This window comes from Streptomyces sp. NPDC090021, assembly GCF_044748225.1.
Lineage (GTDB): Bacteria > Actinomycetota > Actinomycetes > Streptomycetales > Streptomycetaceae > Streptomyces.
Genome location: NZ_JBIVFO010000007.1, coordinates 119,387 through 139,270 on the forward strand (window position 1 = coordinate 119,387; position 19,884 = coordinate 139,270).

The following is a 19,884-nucleotide window of genomic DNA, read 5'->3' on the forward strand; positions in this document are numbered from 1 at the left end:
ACGGGAGCTGCCGGTTGGCCCCTCCCCCGGTGTTATGCCCGCGGCCGCGCGGCGGCCGACGTGCGTTCATGGGGCGGCGGCCGGAGTATGGGGCCAGGGGAACGACGTAGGAGGTACGCGATGGTCAGTGAACCCGACGAGCAGCCCACGCGGTCGGACCGGCTCTTCACGGGCGGGGAACGACCGTACGACCCCGAGGACCTCGTGATGGCGACAGGCCACGACCCGACTCCGGAGCGGGTCGAGAAGGCCCGGAAGCTGATCGAGAAGGAGGGCCCGCAGGTCATCGAGCGCTACCTGCCGTAGCCGCGGCAGGCAGCCCGAGGGCTGCCCCACCCGCCCCCGGCCCCGCCGGGGGCCACCCCCACGCCCCGGCCTCCGGGACACCCCCATGCCCCGCCCTGTAGCCCCGCAGCACCCCCAGCCGCGCCGCGCCCTTCAGCCCCGCCGCACCCCCTTCAGCCCCGCCGGCGATTGAGGCACGGGGGCACGGGGGCAGCGCCCCCACAACGGCGCCGCGCCCTTCAGCCCCGCCGCACCCCTTTCAGCCCCGCCGGCGATTGAGGCGCGGGGGCATGGGGGCAGCGCCCCCGCAACGGTGCCGCACCGCAGCTAGGCCGCAGGCGACCGCACCGCAGCCGCCCGCAGGGCCCCGGCCCCGGTCCCGGCCGGGCCTGATCCCCCGCCCGCCCTCGCCAGAGCCTCCGCATGCGCAGCCCTCGCATGCTCCAGCACACCCGCGGCCCGCGCAGCGACCCGCGCGGCGGGATGCCACCCCAGCACGTGCCGCCACACCAGCGGGGTCCCGGCGAGCGGCCGGGTGACCAGCCCCGGGGTCGCCGGGAAGGTGGCCCGGCACAACCCCACGGCCCGCCCCACCTGCACCAGGTGCACGCAGGAGGCGGTGTCGGTCTCGTAGACGCAGGCGGGCGCGAACCCCGCACGCACGCAGGCCGCGGCGAAGCAGTCGCCGAAACACCCGTCGCCGGGGACGTCCGTCCAGGCCTCGGCGGCCAGCTCGGCCAGCTCGATCTCCTCGCGCGGGCCCCGGGCCAGGGCCAGCGGGTGGTCCTCGGCGAGCATCACGTGCACCGGGTCGCGGGCCACCTCCATCCAGGCGAGCCGCCCCGGTTCGGGGGGCGCGCTCTCCCCGCAGACCCCGACCAGCGCGAAGTCCAGGCGGCCGTCGGCGACACTCCCGGCGATCTCCCTCTCCGACCAGGACGTGTAGGTCGTCACCGGCACGCCCGGCTCCTCGCGGGCGAGCCGGTCCACGAGCCCGCCGAGCAGCGGGCCGTGCGTCCCGCCGAGCCGGTAGCCGTGCGCCCCCTGCCGGGCGAACCGCTGGGCCTCCTCCTGGAGCTCGCACACCGCGGGCAGCAGCACTCTCGCCCGTTCCAGCACCAGCTCCCCCAGCGCGGTGGCCCGTACGCCCTCCCGCCCCCGCACGAACAGCGTGCCGCCCAGCGCCCGCTCGACCCGCTTCAGCTGCGCACTGAGCGCGGGCTGCGCCAGGCCGAGCGCGGTGGCGGCCCGGGTCAGGCTCCCGGCGTCGGCGACGGCCCTGATGATCTTGAGATGCCTCAGCTCCAGATCCATACGAAGAGCTTGGTCCAGACCTGCAGACGTGCGCTACGGGTCGTACGCATCCAGAATCGTTAATGCTCGTTAGCCGCCAGGGGGCCACAACCCTAAGGACAGTTGAATGCACACACTCGAAGTCGACTGGGACCACCCCACGGACCCGCGACCCGGCCCACGGCTCGACCACGTCCGCGCCTACGTGAGCACCGCCGGCGCCGACGGGCACCTCTGGCACGGAGTCCCCACGCTGCTGCTCACCACGCTCGACCGCACCACCGGCAACACGGTACGCACTCCGCTGATCTACGGCGAGGAGGCGGGCCGGTTCCTCGTCGTGGCCTCCGCCGACGGCGCCCCGGACCACCCCCGCTGGTACCGGAACCTCACCGCCCACCCGGAGGTCCGCCTCCAGGTCGGCGCCGCCGGCGTCGGGGCGACGGCGCACACGGCGACCGCGACGGAACGAGAGGTGTACTGGGAGATGATGACCGCCCTGTGGCCCCCCTTCGAGGACGACCAGGCGGCCGCCCGCCCCCGCGAGATCCCCCTGGTGATCCTGGAACGCCTCACCGGTCACTGAGCCGGCCCGCCCGCCCGGGGCCCGCCCGCCCGGCCCGCGCCGGAGCGGGCGGGCGGCGGCTCACCCCCGGTCGTAGACGGTCACGTCCACGCCGCGCTCGCACAGCGTGCCGGTGATCAGCGGCTCGACCCGCGTCCAGGAGCCGCCGGCGAGCCCGCAGCCGATCCTCGGCATGTGCACGCTCGCCCCCAGCTCGACGGCGTGCCCGGCGAGCGCGGCCAGGCAGCGTTCCAGGGCGTCGTAGCGGATCGGCGGTCCCCCGCTCCCGGTGCGTATGCCGCGCTGTCCGACCATGTTCGCCACCCACACGTCGGGCATCACCCGCACCAACTGCACGGCACCCAGCCCGAAGTCGTTCCCGCTGCGCCCCCGGTGCCAGGCCCGGTACGCCGCCTCCGGCTCCGCCCACCGCTTCGAAACGGCCAGCACGAAGCCCTTTCCCCACCCGCCGATGTCATTGCAGACATGGGCGACGATCTTCGGCCCCTTGGCCTGCGGACTCGTCGCGTCCCCGGCAACGACCCTCAAAATCTCCATCCCCCGACGCTACGCCGCCCCACCGACAACGACAGGGGGTCAGTCCAGCGGGAGGGCCTGATGCGCCGTGACGATGGCGTCGATGCGGTGCGCCAGATCGAAGTCCGCAGCGGCGATCCGGTGCCCGGCGTCATGGGTGGTGATCGACGCACGCAGGTGGTCCATGCGGAGATCAAGGTCCGTGTGGTGTTTGATCCGCCGCGACCGGTCCGCGATGGTCACGATCGCCGCCACTGCGGCGTGATACCGGATCTCGTAGGTTCGGGTGATCGCATGGCCTGCCCGCTCCCAGCCGGGCAGGCCCGCGAGATGGTCCGCGATCTCCTCGTCGGACAACGCCTTCGGTACGCCCATGTCAGCTCCCCTCGGTCACAGGTGCCAGGATTCCGGCGAGGTCCCGGCCCACCGGGGCATCGTGCCACGGCCCCATGGCCCGCTCCAGAGCGCTGAGTTCACGCAGCATGCGGGCGGAACGGGTCTCCCTCGCGATCTCGACGGCCGCGCGGGCGATCTCGACGGCGTGGTCGGGCTGCCGGGACTCGGCCGCCGCAGTCGCCCGTCGGGCGAGGTACACACCGTTCCTAATCAGTGAGCAGGAGTGAGTCCGAGTTCTCCACGGCAGTCGCCAACATCCAGTCGACCGGATTCCACCCGGGCCAACGCACCTGACCGGCTCCGCACCAAGCACCGACGCCGACGCCGACGCCGACGCCGACGCCGAGTACGGGACGAAAAGCGCGGCAGCGGCGTTGGGGGGGGGGGGGGCAGGGGCCACTCGGGCGGCATCAGGGATGGGGCGGCGGCCGAGGAGAGCCCCGTACTCCTCAGCCGCGCGAAGGGGGCCCGTGGGCCTCGGAGCCTCAGAGGTACTCGCGGGCGAACTCCACCGCCCACTCGATCGCGGCCACCGGAACGCCGCCCGCCGCCGGGTCGATGGTCAGGCGGGCGTCCTCCCAGCCCCGGCCGTACTCGCGGAAGATCGCGAAGTGGCCCTCCTCCAGGGTCCCCTCGGGCCTGACCAGGAACTCGATCGCCCGGTCGTCGCCATCCGTGCCGATCGTGGTGATCGCCATGTCACCGACTACGAACTCCACTGCCCCGCGCTCCTTGGTTGCCGCCGTTCAGGCATCACTCGCCCTGGTCCAGAACCCCAGCCTCCACCGCGGGCCGGGCGGCCGCATGAGTGCGGGTACTCAGCCCGGGTACTCAGTCACCCCGCGTCCCCCGCGAACCCCCTCAAGGTGACGAGGGCAACATGCAGCACTTTCGCGCCGTCGGGCTCACCCATTCCGCAGGCCGGAGCGTGGCCGCGGCCCCGGATTCCAAGGGAAGAGCGCACCCCTACCCGTCCATCCCGCCAAACGGGACAAAACAACCTTCGAGCCTCCCCGCGAAAACGCAGGTCGACCCCGCACCCGGGCCCGTAAGCTCCCGTCATGCAGGTGATCCAGTCAACCAAACTCGCCAATGTCTGTTACGAGATCCGCGGCCCCGTGCTCGAAGAGGCCATGCGACTCGAAGCAGCAGGTCATCGCATCCTCAAGCTCAACACGGGCAACCCCGCCGCCTTCGGCTTCGACTGCCCGCCGGAGATCCTTGAGGACATGCTCCGCAACCTGGGCTCCGCCCACGGATACGGCGACGCGAAGGGCCTGCTGTCCGCGCGCCGCGCGGTCATGCAGCACTACCAGACCAAGGGCATCGAGCTGGACGTCGAGGACATCTACCTCGGCAACGGCGTCTCCGAGCTGATCCAGATGTCGATGCAGGCGCTGCTCGACGACGGCGACGAGGTACTGGTACCCGCGCCGGACTACCCGCTGTGGACGGCCTCCGTCTCCCTGGCCGGCGGCACGGCCGTGCACTACCGCTGCGACGAGCAGTCCGACTGGATGCCGGATCTCGCCGACATCGAGCGCAGGGTCACCGACCGCACCAAGGCGATCGTGATCATCAACCCGAACAACCCGACCGGCGCCGTCTACGACGAGGAGATGCTGCGCGGTCTGACGGACATCGCGCGCCGCCACAACCTGATCGTCTGCTCGGACGAGATCTACGACCGGATCCTCTACGACGGCGCCCAGCACATCAACACCGCCGCCATCGCCCCGGACGTCCTGACGCTGACCTTCAACGGCCTGTCGAAGAACTACCGGGTCGCCGGATACCGGGCCGGCTGGATGGCGGTGTGCGGCCCGAAGAGCCACGCCGCCGACTACATCGAGGGCCTCACGATCCTCGCGAACATGCGCCTGTGCGCGAACATGCCCTCGCAGCACGCGGTGGCCACCGCGCTCGGCGGCCGGCAGTCCATCGAGGACCTGGTCCTGCCCGGCGGGCGGATCCTGGAGCAGCGCAACATCGCCCACGACCTGCTCACCCAGATCCCGGGCGTCACCTGCGTGAAGCCGAAGGGCGCGCTGTACGCCTTCCCCCGGCTGGATCCGGCCGTCTACAAGATCAAGGACGACCGGCAGATGGTCCTGGACCTGCTGCGGGCCGAGAAAATCATGGTCGTGCACGGCACGGGCTTCAACTGGCCCGAGCCCGACCACTTCCGGATCGTGACCCTGCCCAACGCCAAGGACCTGGCCGATGCCGTGACCCGGATCGGGAACTTCCTGGACGGCTACAGCCAGGCCTGAGGCGGTGCGGGACGAGGGCCGGCCGCCGGCCGGAGCGAACATACTCGGCCAACACCAGGATCGAACTCAAAATTAGACCCAATCCAATGTAGGATGGTCTCCTGACCACGCAGGAGGCCATCTCATGTACGAGCCGATCCGCACCAAGCCGGTCGTCCAGCGGATGGGCGGCACCACGGTCGACTACCCCCACAGCAGCCGCGGCGAAGCGCTGGACATCCAGCTCGCCGGCCACCTCGCGGCCCTGCTGGCCGTCACCGACGAGCTCGGCCTCGACGAGGCCGCCGCAGGGATCGCCGCCCAGGTCGCCCGGCTGCGCGGGGCCCAGCCCGCCCGGGCGCCCCAGGGCCCCGCGGGGGACGCCGCCGCGCTGCACCGGCGCGCGCACGACCTCGCGGCCCGCGCACTCCTCGTCGCCGCGTCCCGCGCCGACACCACCGTCGCGATCCTCGCCGCCGAGCGCATGGACGCGCACGCCGCCGCCCTGGCTTCCCTGGACCTGGCCGGCGCCCTCTAGACGGCCCCGGTCCGGGGCCGCGGAGGCTCCGGACCGGGCGCCATACCCCTGCGGACGACCCCTGCGGACGCCCCCTGCGGACGACCCTTCCGGGCCGCTCCGCCGCCCGCCGTGCGGCCAATGAATTGGACAGATCCCGGCGCTCCGAACACGATGTTGGCTGAAACACGGCGGCAGCACGGGGGAGGCCGCTCATATGAACCATCTCCTCCACTCCGCTTCGTCCCCGATCGAGCACCCTGGAGAGATGCGCCCATGAGCTTCGGCGACCCGAACAACCCCTATGGCCAGCAGCCCCCGCAGGGCCAGCCCGGCTACGGCCAGCAGGCCCCGCAGGGCGTCCCCCCGCAGTACGGCTACCCGCAGCAGCCGGCGCCGGGCGCGGCCCCGCAGTACGGCTACCCGCAGCAGACCCCGCCGTCGGCGGACTACGGCGCGTACCCGCCCCCGGGCATGCCCGGCATGCCCGTCGGGATGCCGCCGCTGGCCCACTGGGGCCTGCGCGTCGGCGCGTACGTCCTCGACCTGCTGGTCATCGCCGTCCCGATGTACGCGCTGATCGGCATCGGCGCGGCGTTCGCCGGCGACGAGACGGGTGACTCGATCGCCGGTGTGTTCGCCCTCATCGGCATGCTGTACGCCTTCGGCATGGCCATCTTCCAGCTCTACAAGGAAGGCACCACCGGCCAGACGCTCGGCAAGAAGGTCGTCGGCATCAGCCTGCACCGCGAGGCCGACGGCGCCACGCTCGGCTTCGGCATGGCCTTCGTCCGCAAGCTGGCGCACGCCCTGGACAGCTTCGCCTGCTACCTCGGCTGGCTGTGGCCGCTGTGGGACGCCAAGAAGCAGACCTTCGCCGACAAGGTGTGCAGCACCGTCGTCGTCAAGGTGAACAAGAACGGCTGACGGGCAACCGCCCCACCCGCTACGGGAGCCCCGGTGTCGGGGTCGGCTGCGCGAACTCCGCGCCGGCGACCCCGCACCAGGGCACCGTGGCCACCGGCCACACCGGGCCGACCGCCTCCCCGTACTCGGTCGCGCCCGGGGCCACGCCCGGGATGCGCACCAGCGCCTGGGCCGCCCGCCGTCCCGGGTCCGCCTCGGCGCGGTCGCGGAACTCCACCGTCACGACGTACGCGCCGACTCCTTCGGCCCGCCCGGTCGCCTCCACCGCGGCCACCACCCGCCGACTGGCCGGATCGACACGGCATCCGGTCACCCGTACGTCCTCCGCCGCCGCCCGCGGCGGCTCCTGCCGCGGTTCACCGCCGCTCGCCCACACGTAAAGGCCCAGCGGGGCGAACACCAGCAGCCCGGCGACCGTCACCAGACCGACCAGCCAGCCCTGCCACTTCAACGCGCTCACGCCCATGCCCCGATCCTCCCGGGCGGCCGCCCCGCCCACCAGCACCCGCGAACTCACACAGCATTTCGAAGTGGGACCGCCTGGTCACCCGACGTTCACTCAAGAGGGCGCGGAATGTGGGTTTCCGTGAGCACGCTGCTCCCGTGAGACGCATCCTGGGAATCGTCCTGGGCCTCCTCCTGATCGGCGGCGTGCTCTACGTCGCACTGCAGGGTCAGGATCGCCCGGAATCCACGGCAACGAAGACCGTGCGTGGCGTCATCGGTTCGGAGAAGTACGAGTTCTTCCGCGACCCCGACGTCGTCAAGTCCCTTGCAGCCAAGGGCTACATCGTGAAGACGGAGACCTCGGTCTCCTGGGCGATGGACCAACTCGCCCTCAGGGAGTTCGACTTCGCCTTCCCCGGCAGCAGTGAACCCGCCAAGGAGGTCGCGGCGGCCGCCGGGCTCAAGGGAGCCCAGGAGACCAAGCCCTTCCACTCCCCGCTCGTCGTGCTCGCCCGTCCGGGCGCCGCGCAGGTGCTGGCCGCCGGCGGCCTCGCCACCATGACCGGCAAGAACTCCGGGACCCTGCTGATGGGCCCCTTCCTCAAGGCCGCCGCCGAGGACCGCACCTGGCAGCAGCTGGCCGGCTCCTCCGCGCACGCCGAGCTGACCGGCACGGTGTTCGTCACGCACGTGGTGGAGCCCGGCAATCCGGGGCCGGCCCTGGACGCGATCCGCCGGGACGTGAAGTCGCTGGAGCCTGACGGCGGGACGGCGGTCTACGGCAGCCTGGAGGCGGCGTACGAGCAGATCGGCAACGGCGGCACGGACGCCTTCACCTCGATCGTGCTGATGACGGACGGCGAGAACACCGAGGGCGTCGGGGCCAGGCACTTCGACACCTTCTACGCGAAGCTGCCCGAGGCGCAGAGGCGGACGCCGGTCTTCGCCGTGCTGTTCGGCGACTCGGACCGCAAGGAGCTCACCCACATCACCGAGCTGACCGGCGGGCGGCTCTTCGACGCCACCGGCGGGACCGGTTCGCTGGCCGGAGCCTTCGAGGAGATCCGTGGCTACCAGTAGGGCGACCGGGGCCCTGAGGTACCTGGAGTCGCGGAAGAACCTGGCCGGCTCCGCCTGCGGCGTGGCCGGGCTGGCCCTCACCCTGGCCGGGGTGGCCGGTGCGTACTGGCCGTGGGTGGTCGCCGGGCTGTACGGGGCGGGTGCGCTGATCGCCCCGCCGGAGCGGACGGCGCCGCCGTCCTTCGATCCGCGGGAGGAGCTCGGCGTGCTGCGCGAGGACTTCGGGCGGCTGCGGGGGTACGTCGACGGGGTGGAGCTGCCGCCGGGGGCCGGGGAGATGGTCGCGGAACTGCTGGAGCTGTACGGGGCGCTGCTGGAGCCGGGGTGGGTGGCCGAGGTGCTGGCCGCCGAGCCGGAGGCGGTGCACGCGGTGTCGCGCGCGGTCCGCCAGGACGTGCCGGAGAGCGTGGACGCGTACCACCGGACGCGCTGGTGGAGCCGGATGGCGCCGGGCGGGGAGTCTCCGGAGCGGCATCTGGAGCGGCAGCTGGGGCTGCTGCGCGAGGAGGCGCGACGCGTAACGGCGGGCCTCCACGAGGTGGAGGCCCGCCGTCAGCAGACGCACACGACCTACCTGGAGGAGCGCGGACGCTCCTGACAGGACAGGTCGGTGCTGCGGTGGGCGCCGCTTGGTCGGGGGCTCCCACAGCGGTGGGACGCCGCTTGGTCGGGGGCTCCCACGTTCATCGGCCCTTGTTCAGGGCGTGCCCTTGTGCAGGGCGTGCCCTTCTTCAGGGCGTGTCCCGGCTCAGCCCAGGCGCTCCACGAGTGCGTGGTACTGCTCCCACAGCTCCTTGGGGGTGTGGTCGCCGTAGGTGTTCAGGTGCTCGGGGACCAGGGCAGCCTCCTCGCGCCAGACCTCCTTGTCCACGGTGAGGAGGAAGTCGAGGTCCTCGGCCGGGAGGTCGAGGCCGTCGAGGTCGAGGGAGTCCTTGGTCGGCAGGATGCCGATGGGGGTCTCGACGCCCTCGGCGGTGCCGTCGAGGCGGCCGACGATCCACTTCAGGACACGGCTGTTCTCGCCGAAGCCGGGCCACACGAACTTGCCCGCGTCGTTCTTGCGGAACCAGTTCACGTAGTAGATCTTCGGGAGCTTGGCGGCGTCCGCGGAGGCGCCGACCTTGACCCAGTGGGCCATGTAGTCGCCCATGTTGTAGCCGCAGAACGGCAGCATGGCGAAGGGGTCGCGGCGCAGCTCGCCGACCTTGCCCTCGGCGGCGGCGGTCTTCTCGGAGGCGATGTTCGAACCGATGAAGACGCCGTGGTTCCAGTCGAAGGACTCGGTGACCAGCGGCACGGCGGAGGCGCGGCGGCCACCGAAGAGGATCGCGGAGATCGGGACGCCCTTGGGGTCCTCCCACTCGGGGGCGATCGTCGGGCACTGGGAGGCCGGGACGGCGAAGCGGGCGTTGGGGTGGGCGGCCGGGGTCCCGGACTGCGGGGTCCAGTCGTTGCCCTTCCAGTCGATCAGGTGGGCGGGCGCCTCTTCGGTCATGCCCTCCCACCAGACGTCGCCGTCGTCGGTGAGCGCGACGTTGGTGAAGACGGTGTTGGCGTACATCGTCTTCATGGCGTTGGCGTTGGTGTGCTCGCCGGTGCCGGGGGCGACGCCGAAGAAGCCGGCCTCGGGGTTGATCGCGTAGAGGCGGCCGTCCTCACCGAAGCGCATCCAGGCGATGTCGTCGCCGATGGTCTCGACCGTCCAGCCGGGGATCGTGGGCTCCAGCATGGCGAGGTTGGTCTTGCCACAGGCGGACGGGAACGCGGCGGCAAGGTACGTCGGCTCGGCGGCCTCACCTTCGCCGGCCGGCGGGGTGAGCTTGAGGATCAGCATGTGCTCGGCGAGCCAGCCCTCGTCGCGGGCCATGACGGACGCGATGCGCAGGGCGTAGCACTTCTTGCCGAGGAGGGCGTTGCCGCCGTAGCCGGACCCGTAGGACCAGATCTCGCGGGTCTCGGGGAAGTGCGAGATGTACTTGGTGGTGTTGCACGGCCACGGCACGTCGGCCTGGCCCTCGGCGAGCGGAGCGCCGAGGGTGTGGACGGCCTTGACGAAGAACCCGTCGGAGCCGAGCTCGTCGAGGACGGCCTTGCCCATGCGGGTCATGGTGCGCATGGCGACGGCGACGTAGGCGGAGTCGGTGATCTCGACGCCGATCGCGGAGAGCTCGGAGCCGAGGGGGCCCATGCAGAACGGGACGACGTACATCGTCCGGCCCTTCATGGAGCCGCGGAAGATGCCCTTCTCTCCCGCGAAGATCTCCTTCATCTCCGCCGGGGCCTTCCAGTGGTTGGTCGGGCCCGCGTCCTCCTCCTTCTCGGAGCAGATGTAGGTCCGGTCCTCGACGCGCGCGACGTCGGAGGGGTCGGAGGCGGCGTAGTAGGAGTTCGGGCGCTTCGTCTCGTCGAGCTTCTTGAACGTTCCCTTGGCGACGAGCTCCTCGCACAGGCGCTCGTACTCGACCTCGGAGCCGTCGCACCAGACGACGCGGTCCGGCTGGGTGAGGGCTGCGATCTCGTCCACCCAGGAGATCAGCTCCTGGTGGGTCGTCGGGACGGTGGGAGCCGCGTTGTCGCGCGCCACGATTGCTCCTTGTTGAGGGGTGTGTTTGGTGTTGGCCCCGTGGGGGCTGCGACCCGGACGCTTCGCGCTCCGCTCATCCGGTGTCGACCGCACTCATCTGATCATCCGGTGGATGTGCGCATATGTCCAGAGGGCCTCTCACGTGAGCATTGCCACGTCCGTCAATCTTCCGTAAAGACGATGACCGGAGAGACGATGACCAGAAACCTACGGACCCGTAGGTAACATGACGCGCATGACTTCCGACGCCGCCGCCGTCCCCGCCGCCGAGGCCGCAGCGGCCTCCCCGGTCATCGAGGCCGCAGAGGCCGTCGAATCCGCGATCGAGACCAAACCGCTGCTGCGCGGCTGGCTCCATCTCGGCATGTTCCCCGCAGTGATCGTCGCCGGCCTCGCGCTGATGGCCTTCACCGACTCGACCCGGGCACGCGTCGCCTGCGGGATCTACATCCTCACCGCCTGCCTGCTCTTCGGCGTCAGCGCGGTCTACCACCGCGGGACCTGGGGCCCGCGCGGCGAAGCCATTCTGCGACGGCTCGACCACGCCAACATCTTCCTGATCATCGCGGGCACCTACACCCCGCTGACCGTCCTGCTGCTGCCGCCCTCCACCGGCCGGACCCTGCTGTGGGCGGTGTGGATCGCGGCCGCGGCCGGCATCGCCTTCCGCGTCTTCTGGGTCGGCGCCCCGCGCTGGCTCTACACCCCCTGCTACATCGCCATGGGCTGGGCCGCCGTCTTCTTCCTCCCCGACTTCATGCGCACCGGCGGCATCGCCGTCCTGGTCCTGGTGATCGTCGGCGGCCTCCTCTACAGCGCCGGCGGCGTCATCTACGGCATGAAGCGACCCAACCCCTCCCCCCGCTTCTTCGGCTTCCACGAGGTCTTCCACTCCCTGACCCTCGCCGCCTTCGTCGCCCACTACGTCGGCATCTCACTGGCCGCCTACCAGCACTGATCCCGGCGGAAGGGGCCCGGCAGAAGGGGCCCGGCCGCACGCGCGCGGCCGGGCCCTTCCGCACCGTCGGGCATGCGGACCGTCCGGCATTCGGACACCGGTGCGGGGCCCGGCCACGCGCAGCGGGCCTTCGTCAGGGTGACGCCGTCGGCCGCACACCGCGGAGCACATGGCATCCAGCCTCAGTGCCGATGAAGCGCACGCATCGGAATCGACATATCCACCAACGGAATTGACGGCGCTCCAGACCCGTCAGGGACGGACCGCACCCAACTGTTCCCCCAGCTCGACCGGGTCCGTCGTAGGCCGCGCGCAGACGAAATGCCGACACACATACGCCGTCGGAAGGTCGTGCACGAGTACGCGCTCGGCCAGCAGCGGGAATTCCCCCTCGCCCCCGCCCGCCGTCGGCTGCGGCAGACCGACCGCCACCACCGCACCGGGAGCCGTCCCCAGCAACGCCGCCCGGTGGAGCGCCGCCCGCGCCGGATCCTCCGGATGCCCGACCACCGCCACCTCGCGCGGCCCGTCCAGCAACGCCTCGGCGACCGACAGCCCGTGCCCGATGAAACGCGGCACGCGCGGCCCCAGCGCGTGCACCACCCCCAGCGCCCGCTCCGCCGCCGTACGGTGCGCCTCGGACCCGGTGTGCGCCGCGTACGAGAGCAACGCGCCCGCGGCGGCCGTCCACCCGGACGGCGCGGCCGTGTCGGTCGGATCCTGCGGCCGCCGGATCAGCTTCTCCGCGTCGTGCGCCGTGTCGTACAGCGACCCGTCCTCGGCGGTGAACCGGTCCAGGACCAGGTCCACCAGGAACCCGGCGAACTCCAGCCAGACCCCCTCACCGGTCACCGCCGCCAGGGCGAGGAAGCCCTCCGCGACGTCGCCGTAGTCCTCCAGCACCCCGGCGTTGGCGCCCACATGGCCGTCCTTGCTGGTCCGCGCGAGCCGGGGGGCCCGCCCGGCGGCCGCGTCGAAGTGCACCCGCACCAGCAGATCGGCGGCCTCGGTCGCCCGCTCCACCAGGTCGGGCCGCTCGAAGTACGCCCCGCACTCCGCCAGCGCCGCGATGGCCAGACCGTTCCACGCGGCGACGACCTTGTCGTCCCGCCCGGGCGCGGGCCGCTCCGCCCGCGCGGCCAGCAGCCGCGCCCTGATTCCGGCGATCCGCTCCGCGTCCACCGCCGGCCCGTCCTGCGGCAGCTGGAGCACCGACGCACCGTGCTCGAAGGTCCCCTCCTGCGTCACCCCGAAGTACCCGGCGGCGAGCCCCCCGTCGCCCTCCCCCAGCACCTCCCGCAACTGCGCGGGCGTCCAGGCGTAGTACGCGCCCTCCACGTGCTTCCCGGTCAGCGGATCCTCGCTGTCGGCATCGAGGGCCGAGGCGAAGCCGCCCTGGGCGGTCCGCAGCTCCCGGACCATGAAATCGGCGGTCTCCAGCGCGACCCGCCGCGCGAGCTCCGAACCGGTGGCCCGCCACAGGTGGGCGTAGACCCGGCAGAGCAGGGCGTTGTCGTAGAGCATCTTCTCGAAGTGCGGCACCAAAGGCCCACCGGGCCTCGGCGTGAGCACGTACCGGTGGAACCCGCCTCCCACCTGGTCGTACAGGCTCGAACGGGCCATCGCGCCGCACAGCCCCTCCGCCATCTCCAGCGCGGCCACGGAACCGGCCCGCGCATGGTGGCGCAGCAGGAACTCGATCACCATCGACGGCGGGAACTTGGTGTCTCCCTTGAACCAGCCGCTCGCGGGGTCGATGTCCCGGGTCAGTTGGAGGAGGGCCAGGGCCTGAGTTTCCTCGGTCGGCGTCCCCGTCCCGGCGCCCCGGGTGCTCAGCTCCCGCCCGGCAAGGTCCCGAGTGATCTTCGCCGCGACTTCTCCCACCTCGTCCCGTCGGCTCGTCCAGGCGTGGTGCACGCCTTCGAGTACCTGGCGGAAGGACGGCAGGCCATGGCGAGCCTCGGGCGGAAAGTAGGTGCCGAAGTAGAAGGGCTCCCCGTCCGGCGTCATGAACACGGACATGGGCCAGCCGCCCTGTCCGGTGGCGGCCTGCACGGCCTCCATATAGACGGCGTCCACATCGGGCCGCTCCTCACGGTCCACCTTGACGGACACGAAGTGCTCGTTCATGTACGCAGCGGTGTCGTCGTCCTCGAAGGACTCGTGCGCCATGACATGACACCAATGACACGCAGAGTAACCAACCGACAGCAGAACGGGTACATCGCGCCGTTTCGCTTCCTCGAACGCCTCGGGTCCCCACGGCCACCAGTCGACCGGATTGTCAGCGTGCTGAAGCAGATAAGGCGAGGTCGTACCAGCCAACCGGTTCATGAGACCCAGCCTCTCACGCCGACACGGCCCTGCCGGTTCGGCCCGCAAGCCCCCGCCCTACCTGGCCGATTTGCACTCATGCGCCATCACGTGGTGGATGCGGATCGCCCCTTTTGCACCCCAGGTCGCCCTGCCGACGCTGGAGGTTCCGCCCCGACCCGAAGCCGGTGCCTGACTGGAAGCGGGCAGTACGCTGAGCCGAGCAGCACCGCATCCTCGAAGGAGGTACTCCATGACCGCCGAGATGGTGGCGCCCGCGTGGATGCACACGCAGATCAGCGCGGAACAGTACGACTCCTGGTCCGAGGAGCAGTGCGCCGGCATCGAGATCGTGGACGGGACGGTCGTCGTAGGTCCGAGCGCCTCGAAGCGGCTGGGCCGGCTGGCTCGGCTCCTGGCCAATGCCCTGGACGCCGCCGCAGGCCCGGACTGGAACGCCGACACGGACTTCGACGTCCGCCTGCAGGACGTTCCGCTCACCAACCGCCGTCCGGACGTCATCGTCTACCGGGCGGAGACCATCGACCTCACGCCTACTCGTCCCGAGCACGTACTCCTGGTCGTCGAGGTCGTGTCGCCCGGTTCGGAGACCACCGACCGGGTCGTGAAGGTGGACCAGTACGCCAAGGCCGGCATCCCCTTCTACTGGAGGGTCGAGCAGTCCGCCACCGGCGTCCCGATCGTCTACACCTACGTCCTCGACCCAGCCAACAGGTCCTACCGGGACGGCGAGGTGTTCACCGGCACGGTGAAGGCCACCGCACCGTTCCCTGTAACGGTCGACCTCGGGACCCTGTGAGCAACGAGGAAGCCCCACCTCCTGCACAACCACGGTGACTGAACCCGCACGGGCCGTGCCGGCGAGCCGGGCGCCGGTCCGACCGGCGAGCCGACCAAGAGACGGGAGGTCAGCCTCGTCCTGGTACTCCCGTGCGCAGCCCGTCCATGACGAGGTCCAGGAGGCGGGTGCTCTGGGCCTGCCAGTCGCCGCGGGAGTCGCTCTGCCAGATGCCGGCGACGGCCAGGATGAAGTCGTCGGGGGTCACTCCCAATCGGATGGCGCCGACCTCGCGGTTGGCGGCGAGGAGCGCCCCGATCACCTCGCCGACCAGCGCGTATCCCGGCTGGGCGGGGCCGTCCGTCGTCCGCGGACCTGGCGCATCGCTTCCGACAGGCCGACCTTGGCGACGGCGAAGCGGGCGAGTTCGTCCATCCATGCGCGCAGGGCCTGATCGGGCGCACGGGGCTTGAGTAGTTCCGTCGCGGGCCTCGAACGCTACGGAGACACCCAGCTGCACGTGTCACGGGGCAGCACGGGCGCATGGGGCCCACCGACCCGGGTCGGGGCGCCTTCGGACGTGACGGTGGTGGAGCCGGCGTCGGGCCCGGCGTGAGACCGAGCCGTCTGCGACGCGCTGCCGCAGGCCCGGCCTCCTGACATGCCATCTCATGAGGTTGGTTCCACTGGCGTCCGCCGGGTCCAGCCGTGGGACGTGGCGCTGGAGCCACCTCTTTATATGACACTCGTTATAGGTCGGTGTAGCCTCGTTCTATAACGACCGTCATAGGAGGTAGTCGTGACCATCATCACCGTGAACACCCCGAAGGGCCGCCTGAGCCAGGAGCAGCGCCGCAAGCTGGCCGAGACGCTGACGGACGCAGCCCTGGTGCCCGAGGTCGGGCAGTTCGCGCCCGCCGCGCGGGTTGGCTTCCAGGTGCACTTCGTCGAGCGCGAGAGCGACATGATGGCGATCGGCGGCCGGCTGCTGGCCGATGCGGGGCCTGGCCTGGATGTGATGGTCATCGACGTCGCCGTCATGGACGGCGACTGGCGCCAGGAGGTGCGCACGGAGGTCGTCGAGCGGGTCCTGGCCGCGATGGCCGAGGCGTGCGGCCTGCCGGAGCCGGCTCCGGCCTGGTGGGTCAACTTCCGGGTGATCGACGAGGGCAGCTGGGGCTCGCGCGGTGGCGTGCTGTCCGTGCTCCCCCTGCTGGAGAGCGGTGTGTTCACCGAGGAGAAGGCCGAGGCGATCCGCGCCGCCCTCGGTGCATGACAGGCGTCCTGGTCGGCGTCCCGCTTTCCGGCGGGACGCCGACCGGCACTGGGGGCCTTGTGCGATGTTGGGGCGGCGCTCGGCTCAGGTCCCGGTGGCGTGACCGATGAGTCCCTGGAGTTGGGCGGCCACCCGGTCAAGGGGTTCGATGGTGCGCTTGGCCCGGCACATGGCCACGGTGCCCTCGACAGAGGACACGATGAGGGTGGCGATCTGCGCGGCCTGGTCGGGCTCGGCGCCGTGGGCCCGCAGGGAGCCGGCGAGCAGGGACTCCCACTGGTCGAAGACCTCGGCCGCGGCGGCCAGGGCAGGCGGGATCTCGCCGGTCGGCGGTTCCTCGATGGCCACGGCCAGCACGGGACATCCGGCGCGGAAGTCGGTGTCCACGACGATCTTGCGCCACAGCGCGAGGAACGCCCGGAGCCCGGCGGCCGGGCCCTTCTCCAGCTCCTTGCGCAGGCTGCGGGCGACCCACTCGCCTGTGTAGCGGACGGCCTCCGTGGCCAACTGCTGCTTGCCGTCGGGGAAGTAGTGGTAAGTGGAGCCGAGCGGCGCCTGGGCGTGCTTGGCCATTTCGCGGATGCTCGTGGCGCTCAGGCCCCGCCGGCTGATCATGTCGGCGGCGCCGGCCACGATCCGCTCCCGCGCCTGCGGGTTCGTCTTGGGCACGTGCCTGCTCCCCTCTGGTTATAACGCTTGTCATAGTCTAGCGTGGCCACCGTCTATAACGACCGTCATAATCCGATGGCGGCGACAACCCGCGAGGAGAGCCACCGTGCCGATGATCCGGCTGACCACACCCACCGGCGCCCTCACCGAGGAGGGCCGCGCGAGTGTGCAGCGCGAGCTCGCCTCCGTGCTGCTGCGCTGGGAGGGCGCGCCCGACACCGCGTTCTTCCGCGCCCAGGCGTGGAGCTACCTGACCGAACTGCCGCACGGGGCGCAGGTCACCGCGGAGGACGACGCACCGCGCTTCCTCGTCGAGGTCACCGTGCCCCAGGGCGCCCTGTCCGAGCGCCGCAAGGCCGGCCTGGTCGAGGACGCGACCCGCACGGTGCTGAACGCGGCCGGCCTGCCCCAGGGCGAGGCGCTGCGCGTGTGGGTGCTCATCCACGAGCAGCCGGACGGAACCTGGGGCGCGGGCGGCTCCGTCGTCCGGTACGCCGACCTGGTCGCCCTGGCCAAGAAGGAGGCGGCCACCGATGCGTGAACTGACGTACGTCGCGCGCAACACCGTGGAGTGGCGCGAGGCCCCGGACCCGGCGCTCGCCTCCGACCGGGAGGCGATCGTCGCGCCGGTCGCCGCCACCTCCTGCGACGTCGACTCCTCCATCCTCGCCGGCCACGGCTTCCTCGACCCGCCTTTCGCCCTCGGCCACGAGTGCGTCGCCCGCGTCATCGAGACCGGTGACGAGGTCACCACCGTCGCCCCCGGCGCCCTGGTCGTCGTCCCCTGGTCCATCAGCTGCGGCACGTGCGACCAGTGCCGGACCGGGCTCACCGCGCACTGCACGTCAGTTCCGCACATGGCCATGTACGGCGCACCGATCGGCGGTACCTGGGGCGGGCTCTTCTCCGACCTGGTCCGCGTCCCCTATGCCGACGCCATGCTCGTCCCGCTGCCGCCCGGCCTCGACCCGGTCGCCATGGCCTCCGCCAGCGACAACTGGTCCCTGGCCTGGCGCCTGGTCGCCCCCCACCTGAAGGACCGCCCCGGCGCCCGCGTCCTGGTCATCGCACGCGGCAGCATCGGCCTGTACGTGTGCGACATCGCCCGCGCCCTCGGCGCCTCCGACGTCCTGTACGTCGACCCCGACCCCGCGCACCGGGCACTCGCCGAGACCTACGGGGCGCGCACCGCCGAGGCGATCGAACCGATCCGGCACGGCTTCGACCTCGCGGTGGAGGCAACCGGCCGCGTCGGCCAACTCGAACTCGCCGTCAAGTCCCTGGCGCCGGAGGGCTTCTGCGAGTCGGCGGGCAACCACTTCCGGCCCGGCGAACTCCCACTGCTCGACATGTACCTCACCGGCGTCACCCTGCGCATCGCCCGCGACAACGTCCGTGCCCACATCCCCGACGCCCTCGCCCTCGCCGGCTCCGGCACCGTCGAACCCACCCGGGTCGTCTCCCATGTCCTCGACTGGGAGGACCTACCTTCGGCACTGCCCGAGCGGCACCTCAAGCCCGTCTTCGTCCGCGACCTCACCACACCCTGATCCCACAGCACCGGCCCCGTACACCGAGAAACCCGATGACCTCGCCCCTCACCCACCACACCGCGACCCGCCCCGCCGCCGAGCCGCCGGCCGACGAGGACCTGAAGCGGCAGAGGGCAGCTATCGCGGCGCCCGGCCACGAACTGCGCGCCCTGGTCGAGACCGCCGTCCGCACCACCGCCGAACCGGACACCTTGCACCAGGTGGCGGACGGCGTCCGCAGCCTGACCCGGCAGCTGACTGGACGTCACCGCGCACCCGGCGAGATCCCCGCGGTGGATGAATTCCCAGGCGGGGTACGGATGTATGCGGGAGGCAGCCTCGATGGCAGCCATCGCCCTGCTCGCTCGGAGCCGGCAAGGTGCTGCAGGAACGATGAGCCAGGTGGTGCGGTCAGCGCGCGTCAGCCTCGGGCCGGGGCAGCTCGTCAAGGTCGAGGGTGTAAGTCCGCCCGTCGGCCAGCTCGATGGGCAACTTGCCCGAGCCGTACTTGTGGGTGTGCGCCGCGATGTAGCCGGAGCCGGTGGGCTGGGTGTGGACGACGACCTCCGCGGCGTACGGGTCCACCACCACGTAGACCGGGATGCCGTAGCGGCCGTACTTCGCGGTGCAGTCGTCGTAGTCCCTGCGCGCGGAGGAGACCGACACCACCTCGGCGATCAACAGGACGTCCTCGAAGCTGTAGCGCTTGCCCTGTCGCTGCGCGTCCTCCCGCAGGATCGCGAAGTCCGGGGCCGAGTTCTCGTCGGCGGGGAAGTCCAGGCAGACGTCGGAGGCGGTCTTCGCGTGCCGGCCGAGCGAGAGCGAGTCGATCTGCATCGACTTGATCGTGCTGGAGTGCTCGAAGCTCTGCGGAGTCATTACCACCTTCCCGTCGATACCGAAGAAGATCACGTACCCGGCGGGGAACTCGGTGTGCATGACCGCGTCGACGCTCATCAACGGCTCCTTCCCGTCGCCTCTCAGGATATGGGGCCACGGTCTCATACGGGGCCACTGCGAGAGCGTCGGCTCAGCAAGAGTGGCGGGGGTGCACTGATCTTCGGTCCAAGCGCTGACGTTCTGCCCCAGTCGCGCACCATACGCATCTGCGCCAGTACTCTCCGGAAAAATCCCAGTTCAGGACTACCTGGTTGCGTTAAGCCACTGGCACCAGTGATCATCAGGCTGAGTGGCACGACGAACAGCCCACCGAGGGAAGGATGGGAACGTCGCGCCGCTTGGCCTCTTGCATCACCCCCTCTCCCCATGGCCGCCAGTCCACAGGACTGGAGGCGTACTGGAGGAGATACGGCGACCGGGAGTCTGCCAGTCGGTTCATACCGCCGCTCTCCCCCGTCTGCGGATCACGAGAAGTGTCATCTCGGCACCCCGGTCACCCGACACCCCGCCGACGGCACATCGACGCCCCGACGGCCACGCTCCACCCCGATCCC

22 protein-coding genes and 3 pseudogenes are annotated in these 19,884 nt (G+C 71.2%); 13 read left to right on the top strand and 12 right to left on the bottom strand.

What is annotated here, in order from left to right:
* The first annotated feature begins 120 nt into the window (after positions 1-120).
* Positions 121-306, top strand: coding sequence for a hypothetical protein (locus ACIPXC_RS07390; RefSeq protein ID WP_030034983.1), 186 nt, complete (start codon positions 121-123; stop codon positions 304-306).
* A 306-nt stretch (positions 307-612) separates the two neighbouring features.
* Here the strand turns inward: ACIPXC_RS07390 and ACIPXC_RS07395 are convergent, their stop codons facing one another.
* Positions 613-1,599 (bottom strand): LysR substrate-binding domain-containing protein, encoded by a 987-nt coding sequence (locus tag ACIPXC_RS07395; protein WP_401614446.1) that lies wholly within the window; start codon positions 1,597-1,599, stop codon positions 613-615.
* 106 nt (positions 1,600-1,705) lie between these two features.
* On the opposite strand from ACIPXC_RS07395, the gene ACIPXC_RS07400 reads away from it, so the two are divergent.
* Entirely contained in the window at positions 1,706-2,164 is a 459-nt protein-coding gene (locus ACIPXC_RS07400; RefSeq protein ID WP_401614448.1) for a nitroreductase/quinone reductase family protein, read from the top strand.
* A gap of 60 nt (positions 2,165-2,224) precedes the next feature.
* Here ACIPXC_RS07400 and ACIPXC_RS07405 read toward each other — a convergent pair whose 3' ends face one another.
* From ACIPXC_RS07405 to ACIPXC_RS07420, 4 genes are all read right to left on the bottom strand, one after another.
* Positions 2,225-2,701, bottom strand: a complete 477-nt coding sequence (locus ACIPXC_RS07405) for a macro domain-containing protein (RefSeq protein WP_401614450.1) — start codon at positions 2,699-2,701, stop codon at positions 2,225-2,227.
* 39 nt (positions 2,702-2,740) lie between these two features.
* A complete protein-coding gene (locus ACIPXC_RS07410; protein ID WP_401614452.1) occupies positions 2,741-3,055 on the bottom strand; it encodes a 4a-hydroxytetrahydrobiopterin dehydratase in 315 nt (104 codons plus the stop codon).
* Position 3,056: 1 nt separating this feature from the next.
* Positions 3,057-3,275, bottom strand: a complete 219-nt coding sequence (locus ACIPXC_RS07415) for a hypothetical protein (protein ID WP_401614454.1) — start codon at positions 3,273-3,275, stop codon at positions 3,057-3,059.
* A gap of 286 nt (positions 3,276-3,561) precedes the next feature.
* Positions 3,562-3,795 carry a hypothetical protein gene (locus ACIPXC_RS07420; protein WP_401614456.1) on the bottom strand — a complete coding sequence of 78 codons (234 nt, stop codon included), beginning with the start codon at positions 3,793-3,795 and terminating at the stop codon, positions 3,562-3,564.
* Positions 3,796-4,137: 342 nt separating this feature from the next.
* On the opposite strand from ACIPXC_RS07420, the gene ACIPXC_RS07425 reads away from it, so the two are divergent.
* The 3 genes from ACIPXC_RS07425 to ACIPXC_RS07435 all read left to right on the top strand — a co-directional run bounded on the left by ACIPXC_RS07425 (position 4,138) and on the right by ACIPXC_RS07435 (position 6,772).
* Positions 4,138-5,349, top strand: coding sequence for a pyridoxal phosphate-dependent aminotransferase (locus tag ACIPXC_RS07425; protein WP_401614458.1), 1,212 nt, complete (start codon positions 4,138-4,140; stop codon positions 5,347-5,349).
* A gap of 124 nt (positions 5,350-5,473) precedes the next feature.
* Positions 5,474-5,866 (top strand): hypothetical protein, encoded by a 393-nt coding sequence (locus tag ACIPXC_RS07430; protein WP_401614460.1) that lies wholly within the window; start codon positions 5,474-5,476, stop codon positions 5,864-5,866.
* A gap of 255 nt (positions 5,867-6,121) precedes the next feature.
* Positions 6,122-6,772: an RDD family protein gene (locus ACIPXC_RS07435; RefSeq protein ID WP_401614462.1), complete on the top strand. Its 651-nt coding sequence runs from the start codon at positions 6,122-6,124 to the stop codon at positions 6,770-6,772.
* A 19-nt stretch (positions 6,773-6,791) separates the two neighbouring features.
* On the opposite strand, the gene ACIPXC_RS07440 is transcribed toward ACIPXC_RS07435, so the two are convergent.
* Positions 6,792-7,232 (bottom strand): hypothetical protein, encoded by a 441-nt coding sequence (locus ACIPXC_RS07440; RefSeq protein WP_401614464.1) that lies wholly within the window; start codon positions 7,230-7,232, stop codon positions 6,792-6,794.
* Between the two features lie 143 nt (positions 7,233-7,375).
* On the opposite strand from ACIPXC_RS07440, the gene ACIPXC_RS07445 reads away from it, so the two are divergent.
* Positions 7,376-8,299, top strand: a complete 924-nt coding sequence (locus ACIPXC_RS07445; protein ID WP_401614466.1) for a hypothetical protein — start codon at positions 7,376-7,378, stop codon at positions 8,297-8,299.
* Complete coding sequence (locus ACIPXC_RS07450; protein WP_401614468.1) at positions 8,286-8,897, top strand: hypothetical protein; 612 nt, start codon at positions 8,286-8,288, stop codon at positions 8,895-8,897. Before ACIPXC_RS07445 ends, ACIPXC_RS07450 begins: the two co-directional genes overlap by 14 nt.
* 150 nt (positions 8,898-9,047) lie before the next feature.
* On the opposite strand, the gene ACIPXC_RS07455 is transcribed toward ACIPXC_RS07450, so the two are convergent.
* Positions 9,048-10,883, bottom strand: coding sequence for a phosphoenolpyruvate carboxykinase (GTP) (locus tag ACIPXC_RS07455; RefSeq protein ID WP_401614470.1), 1,836 nt, complete (start codon positions 10,881-10,883; stop codon positions 9,048-9,050).
* A gap of 226 nt (positions 10,884-11,109) precedes the next feature.
* Between ACIPXC_RS07455 and ACIPXC_RS07460 the strand changes: the two genes are divergently transcribed.
* Positions 11,110-11,841, top strand: coding sequence for a hemolysin III family protein (locus tag ACIPXC_RS07460; RefSeq protein ID WP_401614472.1), 732 nt, complete (start codon positions 11,110-11,112; stop codon positions 11,839-11,841).
* A 252-nt stretch (positions 11,842-12,093) separates the two neighbouring features.
* On the opposite strand, the gene ACIPXC_RS07465 is transcribed toward ACIPXC_RS07460, so the two are convergent.
* Complete coding sequence (locus ACIPXC_RS07465; protein WP_401614474.1) at positions 12,094-14,175, bottom strand: thioredoxin domain-containing protein; 2,082 nt, start codon at positions 14,173-14,175, stop codon at positions 12,094-12,096.
* 232 nt (positions 14,176-14,407) lie between these two features.
* On the opposite strand from ACIPXC_RS07465, the gene ACIPXC_RS07470 reads away from it, so the two are divergent.
* On the top strand, positions 14,408-14,974 hold the full coding sequence (locus tag ACIPXC_RS07470; protein ID WP_401614476.1) for a Uma2 family endonuclease: 567 nt from the start codon (positions 14,408-14,410) through the stop codon (positions 14,972-14,974).
* 109 nt (positions 14,975-15,083) lie between these two features.
* Here the strand turns inward: ACIPXC_RS07470 and ACIPXC_RS07475 are convergent.
* Positions 15,084-15,439: pseudogene (locus ACIPXC_RS07475) on the bottom strand (TetR/AcrR family transcriptional regulator); the annotation flags it as partial.
* Between ACIPXC_RS07475 and ACIPXC_RS07480 the strand changes: the two are divergent.
* Positions 15,432-15,569 (top strand): annotated as a pseudogene (locus tag ACIPXC_RS07480) (metallophosphoesterase); the annotation flags it as partial. The pseudogenes ACIPXC_RS07475 and ACIPXC_RS07480 overlap by 8 nt on opposite strands.
* Before the next feature lie 183 nt (positions 15,570-15,752).
* Positions 15,753-16,229 carry a 4-oxalocrotonate tautomerase family protein gene (locus ACIPXC_RS07485; RefSeq protein ID WP_401614478.1) on the top strand — a complete coding sequence of 159 codons (477 nt, stop codon included), beginning with the start codon at positions 15,753-15,755 and terminating at the stop codon, positions 16,227-16,229.
* A gap of 84 nt (positions 16,230-16,313) precedes the next feature.
* Here ACIPXC_RS07485 and ACIPXC_RS07490 read toward each other — a convergent pair whose 3' ends face one another.
* Entirely contained in the window at positions 16,314-16,898 is a 585-nt protein-coding gene (locus ACIPXC_RS07490) for a TetR/AcrR family transcriptional regulator (RefSeq protein WP_401614480.1), read from the bottom strand.
* Between the two features lie 106 nt (positions 16,899-17,004).
* Between ACIPXC_RS07490 and ACIPXC_RS07495 the strand changes: the two genes are divergently transcribed.
* A complete protein-coding gene (locus ACIPXC_RS07495) occupies positions 17,005-17,439 on the top strand; it encodes a 4-oxalocrotonate tautomerase family protein (RefSeq protein ID WP_401614482.1) in 435 nt (144 codons plus the stop codon).
* Entirely contained in the window at positions 17,432-18,448 is a 1,017-nt protein-coding gene (locus ACIPXC_RS07500) for a zinc-binding dehydrogenase (RefSeq protein WP_401614484.1), read from the top strand. Before ACIPXC_RS07495 ends, ACIPXC_RS07500 begins: the two co-directional genes overlap by 8 nt.
* A gap of 393 nt (positions 18,449-18,841) precedes the next feature.
* Here ACIPXC_RS07500 and ACIPXC_RS07505 read toward each other — a convergent pair whose 3' ends face one another.
* Complete coding sequence (locus ACIPXC_RS07505; protein ID WP_401614486.1) at positions 18,842-19,387, bottom strand: Uma2 family endonuclease; 546 nt, start codon at positions 19,385-19,387, stop codon at positions 18,842-18,844.
* A gap of 232 nt (positions 19,388-19,619) precedes the next feature.
* Positions 19,620-19,769, bottom strand: a pseudogene (locus ACIPXC_RS07510) (DUF255 domain-containing protein); the annotation flags it as partial.
* Positions 19,770-19,884: the final 115 nt, after the last annotated feature.